Annotated in this window: 14 protein-coding genes; all 14 read left to right on the top strand. The window is 71.9% G+C overall.

Annotated features, from left to right (window positions below; translation table 11 throughout):
- Nucleotides 1–172 precede the first annotated feature (172 nt).
- The 14 genes from IE142_RS05220 to IE142_RS05155 all read left to right on the top strand — a co-directional run bounded on the left by IE142_RS05220 (nt 173) and on the right by IE142_RS05155 (nt 17,350).
- On the top strand, nt 173–1,522 hold the full coding sequence (locus IE142_RS05220; protein WP_191884617.1) for a DUF6716 putative glycosyltransferase: 1,350 nt from the start codon (nt 173–175) through the stop codon (nt 1,520–1,522).
- Nucleotides 1,523–1,599: 77 nt separating this feature from the next.
- Nucleotides 1,600–2,859: an N-acylneuraminate cytidylyltransferase gene (locus tag IE142_RS05215; RefSeq protein WP_191884616.1), complete on the top strand. Its 1,260-nt coding sequence runs from the start codon at nt 1,600–1,602 to the stop codon at nt 2,857–2,859.
- 13 nt (nt 2,860–2,872) lie between these two features.
- Nucleotides 2,873–3,811, top strand: coding sequence for an N-acetylneuraminate synthase family protein (locus tag IE142_RS05210; RefSeq protein WP_043380703.1), 939 nt, complete (start codon nt 2,873–2,875; stop codon nt 3,809–3,811).
- Between the two features lie 51 nt (nt 3,812–3,862).
- Nucleotides 3,863–4,930 (top strand): hypothetical protein, encoded by a 1,068-nt coding sequence (locus IE142_RS05205; RefSeq protein ID WP_191884615.1) that lies wholly within the window; start codon nt 3,863–3,865, stop codon nt 4,928–4,930.
- 174 nt (nt 4,931–5,104) lie between these two features.
- Complete coding sequence (locus IE142_RS05200; RefSeq protein ID WP_191884614.1) at nt 5,105–6,832, top strand: AbeC-like domain-containing protein; 1,728 nt, start codon at nt 5,105–5,107, stop codon at nt 6,830–6,832.
- Nucleotides 6,833–6,876: 44 nt separating this feature from the next.
- On the top strand, nt 6,877–7,257 hold the full coding sequence (locus IE142_RS05195) for a hypothetical protein (RefSeq protein WP_191884613.1): 381 nt from the start codon (nt 6,877–6,879) through the stop codon (nt 7,255–7,257).
- 309 nt (nt 7,258–7,566) lie between these two features.
- Entirely contained in the window at nt 7,567–8,802 is a 1,236-nt protein-coding gene (locus tag IE142_RS05190) for a M20 family metallopeptidase (protein WP_191884612.1), read from the top strand.
- A 308-nt stretch (nt 8,803–9,110) separates the two neighbouring features.
- Entirely contained in the window at nt 9,111–10,163 is a 1,053-nt protein-coding gene (locus IE142_RS05185; RefSeq protein WP_191884611.1) for a BMP family lipoprotein, read from the top strand.
- A gap of 272 nt (nt 10,164–10,435) precedes the next feature.
- Nucleotides 10,436–11,482, top strand: a complete 1,047-nt coding sequence (locus tag IE142_RS05180; RefSeq protein WP_191884610.1) for a BMP family lipoprotein — start codon at nt 10,436–10,438, stop codon at nt 11,480–11,482.
- Between the two features lie 221 nt (nt 11,483–11,703).
- On the top strand, nt 11,704–13,263 hold the full coding sequence (locus IE142_RS05175) for an ABC transporter ATP-binding protein (protein ID WP_191884609.1): 1,560 nt from the start codon (nt 11,704–11,706) through the stop codon (nt 13,261–13,263).
- Nucleotides 13,263–14,387, top strand: coding sequence for an ABC transporter permease (locus IE142_RS05170; RefSeq protein ID WP_191884608.1), 1,125 nt, complete (start codon nt 13,263–13,265; stop codon nt 14,385–14,387). The genes IE142_RS05175 and IE142_RS05170 overlap by 1 nt, the downstream gene beginning before the upstream one ends.
- A complete protein-coding gene (locus tag IE142_RS05165; protein ID WP_191884607.1) occupies nt 14,384–15,649 on the top strand; it encodes an ABC transporter permease in 1,266 nt (421 codons plus the stop codon). The genes IE142_RS05170 and IE142_RS05165 overlap by 4 nt, the downstream gene beginning before the upstream one ends.
- Nucleotides 15,646–16,038, top strand: coding sequence for a cytidine deaminase (locus IE142_RS05160; RefSeq protein ID WP_191884606.1), 393 nt, complete (start codon nt 15,646–15,648; stop codon nt 16,036–16,038). The genes IE142_RS05165 and IE142_RS05160 overlap by 4 nt, the downstream gene beginning before the upstream one ends.
- A 28-nt stretch (nt 16,039–16,066) precedes the next feature.
- Entirely contained in the window at nt 16,067–17,350 is a 1,284-nt protein-coding gene (locus IE142_RS05155) for a thymidine phosphorylase (RefSeq protein WP_191884605.1), read from the top strand.
- The last annotated feature ends 51 nt before the right edge of the window (nt 17,351–17,401 follow it).

Here is a 17,401-nt window from a genome sequence, read left to right as displayed (position 1 = left end):
CATTCGGCTTTACCCACACCTTGATATGAGGTGAACGCGGCGTGGCGAAGCAGTGAAGCGAACATTTTTCCGAACGCCGGACGAGCCGATTCTCCATTCGGCGATGTGCTGTTCACCATTTGTTGGATTCCGGTTGGGCGGTTCCTAGGAATGGCTTCCTAGCGTCTACGACGTGCCAGCAAGTGCAACGAAGGCCCTGCGAGTCGCCGTCCTGGCGGACTCCGACACCCGGTGGAAATGGGGCGCGCTCACCGCGAGCCGCATCGCCCCCGAATCCCCCGGGAGCACGGACGTCCACCTCGACGGCTACCTCCTGCGCGGCCGAGCCACCCCCACCCCCCGCCAGCTCAGGGAAGTCGGCGTCACCGCGGACACGCTCCGCGAGGTGACCGCCGTCGAGTTCCTGCGCGCGATGGGCGACGCGACGGGCGAGGAGAGCTACGACGTCCTCGTCCTCGCCCTGGTCGGCGGCGGCGTCCAGGCGATGCTGCACGGCCTGGGACGCGTCTGGCAGGACCGCGCCGACCGGCCCGTGGTCGTCACCGGCTACGTCGGCGTCGTCTACGAGAAGCTCGCCGACGGCCTGCTGCTGCGCCACGGCGCCGACGTCGTCCTCGCCAACTCCCGCCAGGACGCGGAGCGGTTCCGGAAGGTGTACGAGGGTGTCGGCGCCGACGCCTCGGCGGTGACCGAGGTCGCCCTGCCCTTCCTGGGCGGAGCCGCCTACACCGGTGAGCCCGACGGGGACGACCGCCCGTACACGGTCGTCTTCGCCGCCCAGCCCTCGGTGCCGGACAACCGCGGGGACCGCGTGTACCTCCTCGAACGGCTGATCCGGCATGCCCGCCGCCACCCCGAGCGGGAAGTCGTGCTCAAGCTGCGCTCCAAGCCCGGCGAGCACACCACGCACATCGAGGAGCTGCCGTACCAGAAGCTGGTGCAGCGGGCCGACCCGCCGCCCAACTTCCGTTTGGTGTACGGGCACATGGGCGAGGTCCTCGACCGCACCGACCTGCTGGTCACCATCAGCTCCACGGCGGCGCTGGAGTCCCTGCACCGACGTATCCCGACGGCCGTACTGACCGACCTCGGCGTGCGCGAGGCGCTCGGCAACCACCACTTCGTCGGCTCCGGCTGCCTCGCCTCCTGGGACCAGCTCGACGAGGGCCACCGCCCGGTGCCCGACGCCGAGTGGGTCGCCCGGCAGGGCGTGGCGGCCGAGGGCGGTGCCTACGAGACCGCCTTCGACCAGGCCAGGGACCGCATCGCCGCCCTGCGCGGCCGGCCCGGCGGCCTGCCTCCGATCGCCCCGTACTACACCACCGTCACCGCCCCCCGGTACCTCCCCGGCATCCTCGCCCGCCACCACCTCGCCCCCGACGGCACCCCGCTGCCGGGCGCCCCCGCCGCCGACAAGGCGCCCGGCCCGGTCCGCCAGGTCGTCCGTCGGGCCGCCCGCGGCGCCTACCGCCACGGCGTCCAGCGCGTCGCCCCGGTGATCCGGCGGATGGGGGAGCTGTGAGCGGGCCGATACCCGGGACCCCGGCGGTTCCCCAGACATCCGCGTCACCGGCGTCACCTGCGCAAGGAGCAGACCTCATGTCCAACCAGGAAGCGGACCAGGGCGCCTCGGTGCGCCGAGTGCTCGCGGTGATCCCCGCGCGCGGCGGCTCCAAGGGCGTGCCCGCGAAGAACCTCGCCCCCGTCGGCGGCGTCCCCCTGGTGGCCCGCGCGGTGCGCGAGTGCCTGGCCACCCGGCTGGTGACGGACGTCGTGGTCTCCACCGACGACCAGGCCATCGCCGCCGTGGCCCGCGAGGCCGGCGCCGAGGTCGTGCTGCGGCCCGCCGCCATCGCCGGTGACACGGCCACCTCCGAGGCCGCCGTCCTGCACGCCATGGACGCGCACGAGGCCCTGCACGGCGCCGCCGTCGACGTGGTGCTCCTCGTGCAGTGCACCAGCCCCTTCATCGTCCGCGAGGACATCGACGGGGTGGCCGGCGCGGTCGCCGAGAACGGCGCGGACACCGCGGTGACCGTGGCCCCGTTCCACGGCTTCGTGTGGCGCGACGGCGCCGACGAGGACGGTCCGGAGGAGGGCGGTTACGGCGTCAACCACGACAAGTCCTACCGCCCCCGCCGCCAGGACCGCCCCCAGGACCTGCTGGAGACCGGCGCCGCCTACGCGATGGCCGCACCCGGCTTCCGCGAGCACCGGCACCGCTTCTTCGGCCGCACCGAACTGGTCCGCACCGACCCGGCCCGCGTCCTGGAGATCGACGACCCGCACGACCTCGCCCGCGCCCGCGCCCTGGCACCGCACTTCGACGCGGCCAGGCCCGGCGCCCTCCCGACCGCCGCCGACATCGACGCGGTCGTCCTCGACTTCGACGGCACCCAGACCGACGACCGGGTGCTGATCGACTCCGACGGACGGGAGTTCGTCTCCGTCCACCGCGGCGACGGGCTCGGCATCGCCGCCCTTCGCCGCAGCGGCCTGACGATGCTCATCCTGTCCACGGAACAGAACCCGGTCGTCGCCGCCCGCGCACGCAAGCTCAAGCTCCCCGTGCTGCACGGCATCGACCGCAAGGACCTCGCCCTCAAGCAGTGGTGCGAGGAGCAGGGCATCGCGCCCGAACGCGTGCTCTACGTCGGCAACGACGTCAACGACCTCCCGTGCTTCGCCCTCGTCGGCTGGCCCGTGGCGGTCGCGAGCGCCCACGACGCCGTACGCGGCGCCGCCCGTGCGGTCACCACCGTCCCCGGCGGTGACGGCGCGATCCGGGAGATCGCGAGCTGGATCCTCGGCCCCTCACTCGACTCCCTCGAATCCCCCACGATCACCCAGTCCAAGTAAGGAACCCCCTGTCATGAGCACCAACTCCCGCATCCGCACCTTCGGTACCCGCGAGGCCGGTCCGGGCCGCCCCGTCTACATCACCGGCGAGATCGGCATCAACCACAACGGCGACCTCGAGAACGCCTTCAAGCTGATCGACGTGGCCGCCGAGGCCGGCTGCGACGCGGTCAAGTTCCAGAAGCGCACCCCGGAGATCTGCACCCCGCGCGACCAGTGGGACATCGAGCGCGACACGCCCTGGGGCCGGATGACGTACATCGACTACCGCCACCGCGTGGAGTTCGGCGAGGACGAGTACCGCCAGATCGACGAGTACTGCAAGTCGAAGAACATCGACTGGTTCGCCTCCCCGTGGGACACCGAGGCCGTCGCCTTCCTGGAGAAGTTCGACGTCCCCGCCCACAAGGTCGCCTCCGCCTCCCTCACCGACGACGAACTGCTGCGCGCCCTGCGCGCGACGGGCCGGACGATCATCCTCTCCACCGGCATGTCGACGCCGAAGCAGATCCGCCACGCGGTCGAGGTCCTCGGCAGCGACAACATCCTCATGTGCCACGCCACGTCGACGTACCCGGCGCAGGCCGAGGAGCTCAACCTCCGCGTCATCAACACCCTCCAGCAGGAGTACCCGAACGTCCCGATCGGCTACTCCGGCCACGAGACCGGCCTGCAGACCACCCTCGCCGCCGTCGCTCTCGGCGCCACCTTCGTCGAGCGCCACATCACCCTCGACCGCGCCATGTGGGGCTCCGACCAGGCCGCCTCCGTGGAGCCGCAGGGCCTGACCCGCCTGGTGCGCGACATCCGCACCATCGAGGCCTCCCTCGGCGACGGCGTCAAGAAGGTCTACGACTCCGAGCTCGGCCCGATGAAGAAGCTCCGCCGCGTCACCGGCGTCGTCGCCGAGGCGGAGATCGCCGCCGCCGCGGGCGAGCCCGTCACCGTCTGACACCCGGCCCGACACCCCACCAGGCCCTCACCACGGGACGGTCCCACACCGATGAGCCCCCGCGCCGGGAACGCCGGCCCCCGCACTCTCGCCTTCGTCGAGAGCCCGGTACAACTGCTGAACGTGCTGGAGTGGGCGCACACCCGCGCACCCGGCGCGGAGCTCACCCTCGTGGTCCTGTCCCCGGTCGATCCGATGACCCGGGGCCAGCTCCGCCGCATGGCGGAACTGGCCCGGCGGGAAGGGCACGAAATCCGCTGGGAGGAGGCGCGCGGTGGCGCCACGGCCCCCTTCCGGACGGTGGGCGGCCTGGCCGGCGCCCTGCGCCAGGCCGAACGGATCGTCATGGGCGACCCGTTCTCCCGCTACGTACAACTGCTCCTCACCATCACCCGCGCCCACGACCTCGTCGTCGTCGACGACGGCACGGCCACGATGGAGTTCGTCACCCAACTGGCCCACGGCGAGCGCCTGGTCCGCTGGCACCGCAAGGGCAGCCGCCCCGGCCCGCGCGACCTCCTCTTCGCCCCCGTCTCCCGCTCCGCCCGGCACCGCCTGACCCCGAACAAGGACCGCCGGGTCTCGGTCTTCTCCTCCATGCCGATCGAGGACACCCCGGACGGCGTCACCGTCACCGCCAACGACTTCGCCTGGACCCGCGCCCGCTTCGGCCCGCCCCGCGTCACCAGGGGCGCCGACATGGTCGGCACCTCGCTGGTGGAGACCGGCGTGGTCGACGCCGACCGCTACCTGGAGGCCGTACGCGGCCTGGCGAGGACCCACGGCGCGGCCCGCTACTTCGCCCACCGCCGCGAGAGCACCGAGAAACTGCACCGGCTGGCGGTGGAAACGGGCCTGGAGATCGTCCGCCCCGACCTCCCCCTGGAACTGATCGCCCGCCGCGGCCCGATCGGCCGCACCATCCTCAGCTTCCCGTCCACGGTCGTCCACACCCTCCCCCTCGCCCTGGCCGGCACCGAGGTCCGCGTCTCCGTCTGCGACATCGACCCCGCCTGGCTCACCCAGCACGCCTCCCCCCGGGCCCGGGGCTTCCTGAACGGTGTGACCGGCTCGGCCCGGGACGTGCACCGGCTGTCGGCGGTGGCGGGCGCCGGGTAGCGACCACCACCGGCGGCGGGCGGGAGCGCACCGGGCGCAACCCGGGGACGGCGCGCGGGCCCGGAACCCGCGCCCCCGGCGGCCATCCACCGGGCTCCGCGGGCCCGCAACCCGGGGGCGTCGCTGCTCGTTGTCCGTGGCACACCTCGTCCCGACACGCACCACGGGGGCCACATGGAGCACGAACCCGCCACCACGGACCGCGCGCGGAGCGTCCCCGCGCCCAGACCGCCCGCGTCCCCGCCCGGCCCGGCGCCGGACCTGTGGAACACCCCGACCCGGCACATGTGCGCGGGCACCTGGGTCGACGAGTCCTTCGCCCGCGTCGTCGTCCGGGAACTGGAGCAGGAGCGGCACCGCGCCCACGCCCCTTCCTGCGGCGTCGACCAGCGGCTGCTGCTCGACCACGCCCGTCGCGCCCTCGCCGCCGTGCACACCCGCGACCTGGTGGTCTCCGCCGCCTGGCTGGCCGGTCTGCTCTGCGTGCCGGCCGCCGCCGTCGCCCGCGTCCTCCTCTCCAGGATCTCCGCCGGCACGCGCGGCGGCGTCCGGCGGCTGCCCGGCATGCACAGCCTGCGCCGGGACAAGGACGGTGCGCCGCGGGTCGAGGACGCGGCCGGCGGTCTCGCCACCGCCGGCCTCTTCAGCGCCGTGGGCACCGCACTGTGCGCGTACGCCCAGACCCAGGTGGCCCCGTGGGGCCCCGCCGGCTTCTGGCCGGCGCTGCTGTGCACCGCGGTCCTGCTGACGGGCGTGCCGTGGTGGGCGGCCTGGCGGCAGCAGAAGGAGGTGTGGGACACCGCGTCCCGCGAACTCGTCCCCGGCGCACCGGCGCCCGCCCCGCCACGGCAGACCACGGACGTTCCCCGCAACGACGGCAATCTCGTCATCCACAGCGGCTACCGGCCCTTCACGGGTTCCGGCACCGAGCTCACCTCCTGGTCCCTCGACCTGCGGCTGCGGCCCGCCCCCGGCGCCGCGCCGTCCGTCCCCCTCACCACGGACAAGCTCGTCGTCGCCCTGCGCGACGGCCTCGGCGGCCTCGGAAGCGAACCGCGGGGCGTCGCCGGTCTCTCCGTCGAGGAACGGCTGTACGTCGACGGCACCGAGCTCGACGGGCCCGAACCCTTCTCACGTTCCGTCTTCTGGCCGGACGGTGCGGACAGCCGCCTGACGTCCCGACCGGCACGGCACGCGAAGGCCCCGGTCGTGGAAGCCGCGCGGGGACGCGTCGACGGCCCCGTACGGCACTGCGTGTGCGCCCAGGTGCGGATGTGGGACGCGGAGATCGTGCTCACCGTGCACGTACAGGCCGTCGTCGTCTCCGGGACCCTCCACCTCAACAGCGCCGCGTCGGTCCTCACCCCGGTCCGGAGCGCCTACCAGGAGGTGGACCGCCTCACCGAACGGCACCACGGCGACGACACCCCGCGGATCGCCGCCGCCGCGCTCTCCGCGATGCACGAAAGCCTCGGCGGCCCTGTCGCCCGCCCGCTGGGCCGCCTTCTCGCCGACCGGGCCGACAGCCGCCGTGAGGAACGCCTTCAGGACGTCATCGCCCACGACCGGCGGTACGACTTCGGCGCGCGCACCAGCCTGCGCGAGCACGCCGACTCGGGGGAGTACACGAACTACTTCCAGCGCATCGACGTCCAGCGCGCCGCCCGCCGCATCGAGCTGCGGCTCCTCGCCGATCTGGGCGAACTGCTCGCGGAGCACGGGCTCGACACCTCCGAACTGGAGGAACGCCGGAGCGTCATCCTCAACAACGGCGTCATCATGACGGGCGGCACCATGCACGGTGCCGTTGCGGCAGGCCCCGGCGCCCAGGCCGCCGCCGGCCCCGGTGCGCAGACCGGCGCCGCCTCCCGCGTCCGTCAGGGCGCCGCCGCCACGTCCTGATCCCCCGTCACCACGCACACACCGCACCGCAGAGGAGTCTCACCGTGAGCGAACCCGGCGGCATCAACCACGGCATCGTCATCGGCGGCAACGCCGGCGTCTCCGGTTCCGCCCTGGCCGCCGGCGCGGGCGCCCGCGCGGTCCACGAAGGCGGGACCGAGCAGGACGTACGCGCCCTGGTCACGCGGCTGCGCGCCCTCCTCGCCGAGCCGGACCCGGCGGACGGCGTCACACCGGCCCAGCGGCAGACCGCCGAGGAAGCCCTCGCCGTGATCGAGGGCGAACTGTCGGCCGGTCTTCCGGCCACCGGCCGGCCGGCCCTCACCGACCGCGTGCGCGAACTCGCCCTGTGCCTCGCCGGCACCGGCGCGCTCGCCCAGGCCGCCGACCAACTCGTCACCGCCGTGCGCGCCCTCCTCGGCTGAGGGGCGGGAGAGCCGAGGCGGCCGGGCGGCCCGCCGGTCCGGCGGGCCGCCCGGCCGGTGAACGCGGACGCGTGGGCCGGGCCGGGCGTGGTACGCGCTAAGACAGGACGGGTGCCGGGGAGCGGGCCGTGTCGTCGACTCCGGTGGATCTCATGATCGGCTCGGTCGGAAGGCGGGCGAGTTTACCCAAACGAGTCGAGAGCTATGCGTAGGGCGGCCGGAGTTTCTTCCCCTGACGGGCTGAATTTTTGTTGATCGTGGGCCCTGTGACAGGCCGGGCGTCCTACCCTTCAGAGGGTGAAGCAACTGATGTCCCCAGAGTCCGAGGCCGACCTTCCCGGGGAAGCCGTGCTTCCCGGTGCGCTGCCCGAGGGGCTGCGCGCGGAGCTCGTGGCCTTCCGCCGCGACCTGCACATGCACCCTGAGCTGGGCAACCAGGAATTCCGCACCACCGCCGCGATCAAGGAACGGCTCGAGCGGGCCGGCCTCAAGCCGCGTGTGCTTCCCATCGGGACCGGGCTCGTCTGCGACATCGGCACCAACACCGACTCGGGGCAGTGGGCCGGCGGTCCCCGCATGCTCGCCCTGCGGGCCGACATCGACGCCCTGCCCATTCCGGACACGAAGAGCGAGTGCGAGTACCGCTCGCGCGTGCCCGACCGCGCCCACGCCTGCGGCCACGACGTCCACACCACCGTCGTCCTCGGCACCGGGCTGGTGCTCGCCGAGCTGCACGAGAAGGGTTTGCTGCCCCGGCCCGTGCGGCTGCTCTTCCAGCCGGCGGAGGAGGTGCTGCCCGGCGGTGCCGCCGACGCCGTCGAGGGTGGCGCGCTCGACGGGGTGCGCCGCATCCTCGCTGTGCACTGCGACCCCCGGGTGGACGCCGGGAGGATCGGGCTCAGGGTCGGCCCCATCACCTCCGCCTGCGACCGGCTGGAGATCGCCCTCAACGGCCCCGGCGGCCACACCGCCCGCCCGCACCTCACCACCGACCTGGTCACCGCCGCCGCGCGCGTCGTCACCGACGTGCCCCCGCTCGTCGCCCGGCGCGTCGACAGCCGCAGCGGACTCGCGCTGACCTGGGGGCGGATGGAGTCCGGCCACGCCCCGAACGTCATCCCGCAGCACGCCGAACTCGCCGGGACCGTGCGCTGCCTCGACCTCGACGCCTGGCGGCAGGCTCCCGACCTCGTGGTCGGCGCCATCGACGAGATCGCCAACCTCTACCGGGCCAAGTCCGAGATCACCTACGTCCGCGGCGTGCCCCCCGTCGTCAACGAGGTCACCAGCACCGAACTGCTCCAGGCCGCCATGGTCGCCCGGCGCGGCACGGACTCCGTCGAGTCCACCGAGCAGAGCCTCGGCGGTGAGGACTTCTCCTGGTACCTGGAGCACGTGCCCGGCGCCATGGCCCGCCTCGGCGTCCGCCCGCCCGGCGAGCGCGTGATCCGCGACCTGCACCAGGGCGACTTCGACGTGGACGAGCACGCCATCACCGTCGGCGTCGAGATGTTCACCGCCGCCGCGCTGATCGACGCGGTTTAGCAATCGCCCCCGCCTGCCGCCTGCCGCCTGCCGCCTGCCGCCTGCCGCCTGCCGTCGCCGTCTCCGCCCGCCGGCTTGCGGCCCCGGCGGGCCGGGGGCAGCCTGATGCACAAGCGCACGAGGTCGCGCGGCATGCCCGGACTCACCGTTCGCCTTCCGATCGATCCGGCCGTTCACAGGGCCGTAACCGACCAGCGGCACGAATGGGTAACGGCGCTGCGGAACCCCGTTCCCAGGAGTTTCTACGCGCGTTAATCTGCGCCGAACCGAGCACCCGCTGCGGGGCTTTGGAGAATGGGGAACTTCAGATGCGTCGTAATTCGAGACTGACCCGCGCCGCGGTGGGGGTCGCGTCGCTCGCACTCGCCGCCACGGCCTGCGGCGGCACCAGCAGCGAGAGCAACAGCGGTGACGAGGGCGGCAAGGACGACAAGGGCCTCGCCATCGCGTACGACATCGGCGGCGAGGGCGACCAGTCCTTCAACGACGCCGCCCACGCGGGCCTGCAGAAGGCGGAGAAGGAGTTCGGCTACCGGACCGCCGCCATCGAGCCCACCGAGGGCGAGACCGACGCCGACAAGGAGCAGCGCCTGGCCTCGCTCGCCAAGCAGGGCTACAACCCGGTCATCGGCGTCGGCTTCGCCTATGGACCGGCGATGAAGGCCATCGCCGAGAAGTACCCGGACACCACCTTCGGCATCGTGGACTCCGTGGTCGAGGGCAAGAACGTCGCGTCCCTCGTCTTCGCCGAGAACGAGGCCTCCTACCTCGCGGGCGTGGCGGCGGCCAAGGCCAGCGACACCAAGACGGTCGGCTTCGTGGGCGGCGTGGACGTGCCGCTGATCCACAAGTTCGAGGCCGGTTACAAGCAGGGCGTCAAGGACACCGACCCCGAGGTCAAGGTGGTCTCGCAGTACCTGACGCAGACCGCGGAGGAGGGCGGCTTCTCCAGCCCCGACAAGGGCCGCGCCGCCGCTGAGGGGCAGATCGAGAAGAAGGCCGACGTCGTGTACCAGGCGGCCGGTCTGTCCGGGCAGGGCGTGATCGAGGCCGCCGCGAAGGCGAAGGTCTGGGCGATCGGCGTCGACTCCGACCAGTACGAGCAGGAAGCCCTCGCGGTCTACAAGGACTACATCCTGACCTCCGCCCTCAAGGACATCGACGGCGCCGTGTTCGCCCTGGCCAAGTCGGTCGAGGACGGCAAGCCGCTGACCGGCGTCCAGACCTTCGACCTGAAGTCCGACGGCGTGGGCCTGTCCGACGCCAACCCGAAGTACGCCGAGGTCCCGGGCCTGACGGACGCCGTCGCCAAGGCCAAGGACGGCATCATCTCCGGCTCCATCAAGGTGAAGACCGAGTAGCCCCCGGTCCCGTACAGAACCGGATGAAGCGGGCGGTGCCTGGAGGTGCCCGCCCGCTTCGGCATGCCCGCGACGGCCGCCCCGGCGTCACCCTCCGCCACCCCCCGTTTGCGTCCGGCAAGCCCCGTACCTCCGCCCGCGCCCCCTTGCTCACGGGCGGATAACAAGAAGGACAGAAGGGGTTTTCAGGCAGGTCTACGCGCGTTAATCTGCGGCGAAGCCAGCGCCGTGCCCGACCCGTCCCCGGCGCTTGTACGACAGGAGCACCAGACATGCGCCGGATTTCCCGGATCACGGTCGCAGGCGCAGCGACCGCCTCCCTGGCCCTCGCCCTCTCCGCCTGCGGCGGCACCTCGACCTCCTCCGGGTCGGAGTCCAAGGGCGACAAGGGTCTCGCCATCGCGTACGACGTCGGCGGCAAGGGAGACCAGTCCTTCAACGACGCCGCGTACGCGGGCCTGGAGCAGGCGAAGAAGGAGTTCGGCTACGAGACCGCCGACGTCGAGCCCACCGACGGCGAGACCGACGCCGACAAGGAGCAGCGCCTGGTCTCGCTGGCCAAGCAGGGCTACAACCCGGTCGTCGGTGTCGGCTACGCGTACGCCGCCGCGCTGAAGAGCGCCGCCGAGAAGTACCCGGACACCACCTTCGGCATCGTGGACGACGCCACGATCGAGGCGGAGAACGTGGCCGACCTGGTCTTCAACGAGGAGCAGGCCTCCTACCTCGCCGGTGTCGCCGCCGCCAAGAGCACCAAGACCAACACGGTCGGCTTCGTGGGCGGCGTGGACATCCCGCTGATCCACAAGTTCCAGGCCGGCTACGAGCAGGGCGTCAAGGACACCGACCCCAAGGTCAAGGTCATCTCGCAGTACCTGACGCAGACCGCGGAGGAGGGCGGCTTCTCCAGCCCCGACAAGGGCAAGACCGCCGCCGAGGGCCAGATCGAGAAGAAGGCCGACGTCGTGTTCGCGGCCGCCGGCCTCTCCGGTCAGGGCGTGATCGAGGCCGCCGCCGCCAACAAGGTGTGGGCGATCGGCGTCGACTCCGACCAGTACAAGCAGGACGCCCTCGCGAAGTACAAGGACCACATCCTGACTTCGGCCACGAAGGACGTCGCGAAGGCCGTGTACAACCTCGCGAAGTCGGTCGAGGAGGGCAAGCCCGAGGCCGGTATCGTTCGGGGCGATCTGAAGTCCGGTGAGGTCGGCCTCTCGAACTCCAACCCGAAGTTCGCGGACAATGCCGAACTCCAGGCAGCCATCAAGACGGCCGAGGAGAAGATCGTCAGCGGCGAGATCAAGGTCAAGAGCAGCTGAGCAGCAACACCTCGAACAGCGTGTAACCGCGGTGGTCGCACCGCTCGACGGGGTACGGGGAGGAGCCTCCGGGTCCCCTCCTCGTGCCCCGTCGTGTCGATGTGCCGCCGCCGTTTCAGATGCCGTAGGGGCGCTACGCGCGTAGACGGCCCCCGTCCCCAGGAGAGTGCGCCATCAACGCGTCCAGCAGCCCTCCGGCCGAAGCGGCGGTCAACGGATCGGTGACCGCCGTCGAGCTCGCCGGGATCACCAAGCGTTTCCCCGGCGTCGTGGCCAACCACGACATCCACCTCACCGTCCGCAAGGGCACCGTCCACGCCCTCGTCGGCGAGAACGGCGCAGGCAAGTCGACCCTGATGAAGATCCTCTACGGCATGCAGAAGCCGGACGAGGGCACCGTCGCGATCGACGGCGAGCAGGTGAGCTTCTCCTCGCCCGCCGACGCCATCGCCCGCGGCATCGGCATGGTCCACCAGCACTTCATGCTCGCCGACAACCTCACCGTCCTCGAGAACGTGGTCCTCGGCAGCGAGAAGCTGTACGGCATCGGCGCCAGGGCCCGCCGGAAGATCAAGGAGATCTCCGAGCGGTACGGCCTCGGCGTGCGCCCCGACGTCCTCGTCGAGGAACTCGGCGTCGCCGCCCGCCAGCGCGTGGAGATCCTCAAGGTCCTCTACCGCGGCGCCCGCACCCTCATCCTCGACGAGCCCACCGCCGTCCTGGTCCCGCAGGAGGTCGACGCGCTCTTCGACAACCTGCGCGAGCTGAAGGCCGAGGGCCTGTCGGTCATCTTCATCTCGCACAAGCTGGGCGAGGTCCTCTCCGTCGCCGACGACATCACCGTCATCCGGCGCGGTACGACGGTCGGCACCGCCGTCCCCGCCGAGACGACCCCGCGCCAGCTCGCCGAGCTGATGGTCGGCAGCGAGCTGCCCACCCCGGAGACCGCCGAGTCCACGGTCACCGACCGCGCGGTCCTCACCGTCGACGAACTGCGCCTCGCGGCCCCCGGCGGCAAGGCCCTGCTCGACGACATCTCCTTCACCATCCACGCCGGCGAGGTGCTCGGCATCGCCGGCGTGGAGGGCAACGGCCAGACCGAGCTGGTCGACGCGCTCATCGGCCTGCGCCACGCCGACTCCGGCGCCATCCGGTTCCTCGACGAGGACATCACCGCGCTGCCCACCCGCAAGCGCCGCGAACAGGGCGTCGGGTACATCCCCGAGGACCGCCACCGCCACGGCCTGCTCCTGGAGTCCCCCCTCTGGGAGAACCGCATCCTCGGCCACGTCACCGAGAGGCCCAACAGCAAGGGCGTCTGGCTGGACCCGAAGGGCTCGCAGGAGGACACCCGCCGCATCGTCGAGACGTACGACGTCCGCACCCCCGGCATCGACGTCACCGCCGCCTCGCTGTCCGGCGGCAACCAGCAGAAGCTGATCGTCGGCCGAGAGATGAGCCACAAGCCGCGCTTCCTCATCGCCGCCCACCCCACCCGCGGTGTGGACGTCGGCGCGCAGGCCGCGATCTGGGACCACATCCGCGAGGCCCGCCGCGAAGGCCTGGCCGTGCTGCTGATCTCCGCCGACCTGGACGAGTTGATCGGCCTGTCCGACACCCTCCGGGTGATCTACGACGGCAAGCTGGTCGCGGACGCCGACCCGGCCACCATCACCCCCGAGGAGCTGGGCTCGGCGATGACCGGCGCCGCCTCCGGACACCTCGAACACGAAGAGACCCCGGCCGACGGCGGCCCGGGTGCGGAAGACGAGGCCCGCTGATGAAGAAGTTCGACAAGGAGCGCGTGCTCCTCGCGGTGGCCGGACCGGTCATCGCGCTCGCCGTGGCCTTCGTGCTCAGCGCGATCGTCCTGGTCGCCTCGGGCAAGAACCCGGTCGAACCGTTCGCCCTCATGTTCGAGCAGGCCGGATTCTCCGACATCCAGGTCCTGATCATCAACCAGGCGTCGATGTACTACATCGCGGCCCTGGCGGTGGCCATCGGCTTCCGGATGAACCTGTTCAACATCGGCGTCGACGGCCAGTACCAGCTCGCCGCCATGATGGCCGCGATCGTCGGCGCCCACGCGAACCTCCCCGCCTTCCTCCAGATCCCGCTCCTCCTCCTGACCGCCGTCCTCACCGGCGCCTTCTGGTCCGGCATCGCCGGCGTCCTCAAGGTCACCCGCGGCGTCAGCGAGGTCGTCGCGACGATCATGCTGAACGCCATCGCCACCTCCGTCATCGGCTACCTGTGGCTGCCGGACGTCTTCGGCGTCAAGATCGGCAACAACAACACCACCGGCGAGATGCACGAGTCCGGCTGGATCCCCGGCATCGACATGGGCGCGGCCGGCGAGATCTACGGCCTGGTGATCCTCGCCGTCCTCCTCGGGATCGGCTACTGGGTCGTCCTCAACCGCACCCGCTTCGGCTTCGACCTGCGCGCCTCCGGCGCCTCCGAGTCGGCCGCCGCGGCCAGCGGTGTCGACCCCAAGCGCATGGTCCTGACCGCCATGCTGATCTCCGGCGGCCTCGCCGGTCTCGCGGGCCTGCCGATCCTCCTCGGCGACACCCACACCTACAGCCTCAACTTCCCCACCGGCATCGGCTTCCTCGGCATCGGCATCGCCCTGCTCGGCCGCAACAGCCCCGTCGGCATCGCCTTCGCCGCCCTGCTGTGGGCCTGGCTCGACAAGGCCAGCCCCGAGCTGGACTTCCACGGCTACGACAAGGAGATCGCGGTCATCATGCAGGGCCTGATCGTCCTCTCCGTCGTCGTCTCCTACGAGGCCGTCCGCGAGTGGGGCCTGCGCCGCCAGCAGCGCCGCGTCGGCGCGGAGCTGGCCGCCGGTCACGTTCTCGGCGCCACCGACAACACCAAGAAGGAGGTGGCCGGCCGATGACCACCGCGACCGACCTCAACCAGCCCACGCTGGAGCACGGGGCCCCGGCCGGCCGCCGGATCTCGCTGCCCGTCCTGCTGTTGATCATCGCCGGTGCCCTGGCACTGACCTCCATCGTCCGCCTGATCACCGGCGCCAACGGCATCACCAACGTCAGTCAGATGTCCACGGCGCTCCAGCTCGCCGTGCCGATCGGCCTCGCCGGTCTCGGCGGCCTGTGGGCCGAGCGCGCGGGCGTCGTCAACATCGGCCTCGAGGGCATGATGATCCTCGGCACCTGGTTCGGTGCCTGGGCCGGCTTCCAGTGGGGCCCGTGGACCGGCGTCCTGATGGGCATCGTCGGCGGCGCGCTCGGCGGCCTCCTGCACGCCATCGTCACGATCACCTTCAACGTCAACCACATCGTCTCCGGCGTGGCCATCAACATCCTCGCCCTCGGCGCCACCCGCTACCTGGCCCCGCTCGCGTTCGAGGGCCACCAGGGCGGCTCCGCCAAGCAGTCCCCGCCGGTCGACTCGCTGGGCCACTTCTCGGTGCCAGGCCTCTCCGACGCCCTTGAGAGCCTCAACGACCAGCACTGGTTCTTCGTCTCGGACATCGCCGGCCTGCTCGGCGGCCTGGTCACCGACGTCTCCTGGCTCACCCTGATCGCCGTCGCGCTGATCCCCGCCAGCTGGTACATCCTGTGGCGCACCCCGTTCGGCCTCCGCCTGCGCTCCTGCGGCGAGAACCCGGTCGCCGCCGAGTCCCTCGGCGTCAACGTCTACAAGTACAAGTACCTCGCCGTGATCATCTCCGGCGGTCTCGCCGGTCTCGGCGGCGTCTTCCTCTCCATCGTGGCCAACCCCTTCTACCTGGAGGGCCAGACCAGCGGCCGCGGCTACATCGGCCTTGCGGCCATGATCTTCGGCAACTGGATGCCGGGCGGCCTCGCCATCGGCGCCGGCCTCTTCGGCTACACCGACAGCCTGAACCTGCGCGGCGGCTCCGCCAACGTGCACGCCCTGCTGCTGCTCGGCGCGCTGCTGCTGATCGCCGGGGCCGTCTGGCTCGCGATCCGCAAGAAGTACGTCAAGGCCGCGATCACGGTCCTCGTCGGCGCCCTGGTCCTCGCCTGGTACGCCGGCACGGACGAGGTCCCGAACCAGGTCGTCTCCGCCACGCCGTACGTCGTCACCCTCGTCGTCCTCGCGCTGTCCGCGCAAAGGCTGCGCATGCCCAAGGCGAACGGCATGCAGTACCGGAAGGGACAGGGCAAGTGACGGCCGTCGACTGGGGCGCGCTGCGCACGGCGGCCCGCGAGGCGATGACCCGCGCCTACGCCCCCTACTCCGGATACGCCGTCGGCGCCGCCGCCCTGGTCGACGACGGCCGCACCGTCACCGGCTGCAACGTGGAGAACGCCAGCTACGGCGTCGGCCTGTGCGCCGAGTGCGGGCTCGTCTCCCAGCTCCAGCTCACCGGCGGCGGCCGGCTGACGCACTTCGTCTGCGTCGACGGCCACGGGGCGGTCCTCGTCCCGTGCGGCCGCTGCCGGCAGCTGCTGTACGAGTTCGGCGGTCCGGAGCTGCTGCTGGAGACGCCGGCGGGGGTGCTCCCGCTGTCGGAGATGCTCCCGCAGGCCTTCGGCCCCGACCGCCTCACGAAGTAACACTCGCAACCCGTAAGGAAAGCCAGGTATGGCCATGGACGTCATCTCCGTCATCCGCACCAAGCGCGACCGCGGCGAACTCAGTGGCGAGCAGATCGACTGGGTCATCGACGCGTACACGCGCGGCGCGGTGGCCGACGAGCAGATGTCGTCGCTCGCGATGGCGATCCTGCTCAACGGCATGAACCGCGGCGAGATCGCCCGCTGGACGGCCGCGATGATCGCCTCCGGCGAGCGCATGGACTTCTCGTCCCTGTCCCGCCCGACCGCCGACAAGCACTCCACGGGCGGCGTCGGCGACAAGATCACCCTGCCGCTCGCCCCGCTGGTCGCCGCCTGCGGCGCGGCCGTCCCGCAGCTCTCCGGCCGCGGCCTCGGCCACACCGGCGGCACCCTGGACAAGCTGGAGTCGATCCCCGGCTGGCGCGCCCTCCTCTCCAACGAGGAGATGCTGAACGTCCTCGACGGGGTGGGCGCGGTGATCTGCGCGGCCGGTGACGGCCTCGCCCCCGCCGACAAGAAGCTGTACGCCCTGCGCGACGTCACCGGCACGGTCGAGGCGATCCCGCTGATCGCCTCCTCCATCATGTCCAAGAAGATCGCCGAGGGCACCGGCTCCCTGGTCCTGGACGTGAAGGTGGGCTCGGGCGCCTTCATGAAGACGATCGAGGACGCCCGCGAGCTGGCCTCCACGATGGTCGGCCTCGGCACGGACCACGGCGTGAAGACCGTCGCCCTGCTCACGGACATGGCCACCCCGCTCGGCCTCACGGCGGGCAACGCCCTGGAGGTCCGCGAGTCGGTCGAGGTCCTGGCGGGTGGCGGCCCCGCGGACGTGGTCGAGCTGACCCTCGCCCTGGCCCGGGAAATGCTGGACGCGGCGGGCCTGCCCGACGCCGACCCGGCGAAGGCCCTCGCCGACGGCTCCGCGATGGACGTCTGGCGCCGCATGATCGCGGCCCAGGGCGGCGACCCGGACGCGGCCCTGCCCACGTCGAGGGAGCAGCACGTCGTCAAGGCGGGCGTCTCCGGCGTCCTGACCCGCCTCGACGCCTACGACCTCGGCGTCGCCGCCTGGCGCCTGGGCGCGGGCCGCGCCCGCAAGGAGGACCCGGTGCAGGCCGCCGCGGGCGTCGAACTCCACGCCAAGCCCGGCGACACCGTCACCGAGGGCCAGCCCCTCCTGACGCTCCACACCGACACCCCGGACCGCTTCGGGTACGCGCTCGCGGCGGTGGAGGGTTCCTACGACGTAGCTCCGGCGGGCACGGACTTCACCGCCTCGCCGGTGGTGCTGGAACGTATTGCCTGACCAGGGGTTTCCTCGATCGGGTGAACGGGATCGGTGGACCTCCACCGGTCC

Source organism: Streptomyces mutabilis (genome assembly GCF_014649815.1).
Lineage (GTDB): Bacteria > Actinomycetota > Actinomycetes > Streptomycetales > Streptomycetaceae > Streptomyces > Streptomyces mutabilis.
Note: the sequence above shows the minus strand (reverse complement) of the source record. Positions and strands in the feature narration are given on the sequence as shown.

Excerpts from the sequence above, each read along its gene's own strand:
- IE142_RS05205 (WP_191884615.1), top strand. The coding sequence starts at position 3,863 with ATGAGCCCCCGCGCCGGGAACGCCGGCCCCCGCACTCTCGCCTTCGTC.
- IE142_RS05215 (WP_191884616.1), top strand. The coding sequence starts at position 1,600 with ATGTCCAACCAGGAAGCGGACCAGGGCGCCTCGGTGCGCCGAGTGCTC.
- IE142_RS05165 (WP_191884607.1), top strand. The coding sequence starts at position 14,384 with ATGACCACCGCGACCGACCTCAACCAGCCCACGCTGGAGCACGGGGCC.
- IE142_RS05200 (WP_191884614.1), top strand. The coding sequence starts at position 5,105 with ATGGAGCACGAACCCGCCACCACGGACCGCGCGCGGAGCGTCCCCGCG.
- IE142_RS05210 (WP_043380703.1), top strand. The coding sequence starts at position 2,873 with ATGAGCACCAACTCCCGCATCCGCACCTTCGGTACCCGCGAGGCCGGT.
- IE142_RS05180 (WP_191884610.1), top strand. The coding sequence starts at position 10,436 with ATGCGCCGGATTTCCCGGATCACGGTCGCAGGCGCAGCGACCGCCTCC.
- IE142_RS05190 (WP_191884612.1), top strand. The coding sequence starts at position 7,567 with ATGTCCCCAGAGTCCGAGGCCGACCTTCCCGGGGAAGCCGTGCTTCCC.
- IE142_RS05185 (WP_191884611.1), top strand. The coding sequence starts at position 9,111 with ATGCGTCGTAATTCGAGACTGACCCGCGCCGCGGTGGGGGTCGCGTCG.
- IE142_RS05170 (WP_191884608.1), top strand. The coding sequence starts at position 13,263 with ATGAAGAAGTTCGACAAGGAGCGCGTGCTCCTCGCGGTGGCCGGACCG.
- IE142_RS05155 (WP_191884605.1), top strand. The coding sequence starts at position 16,067 with ATGGCCATGGACGTCATCTCCGTCATCCGCACCAAGCGCGACCGCGGC.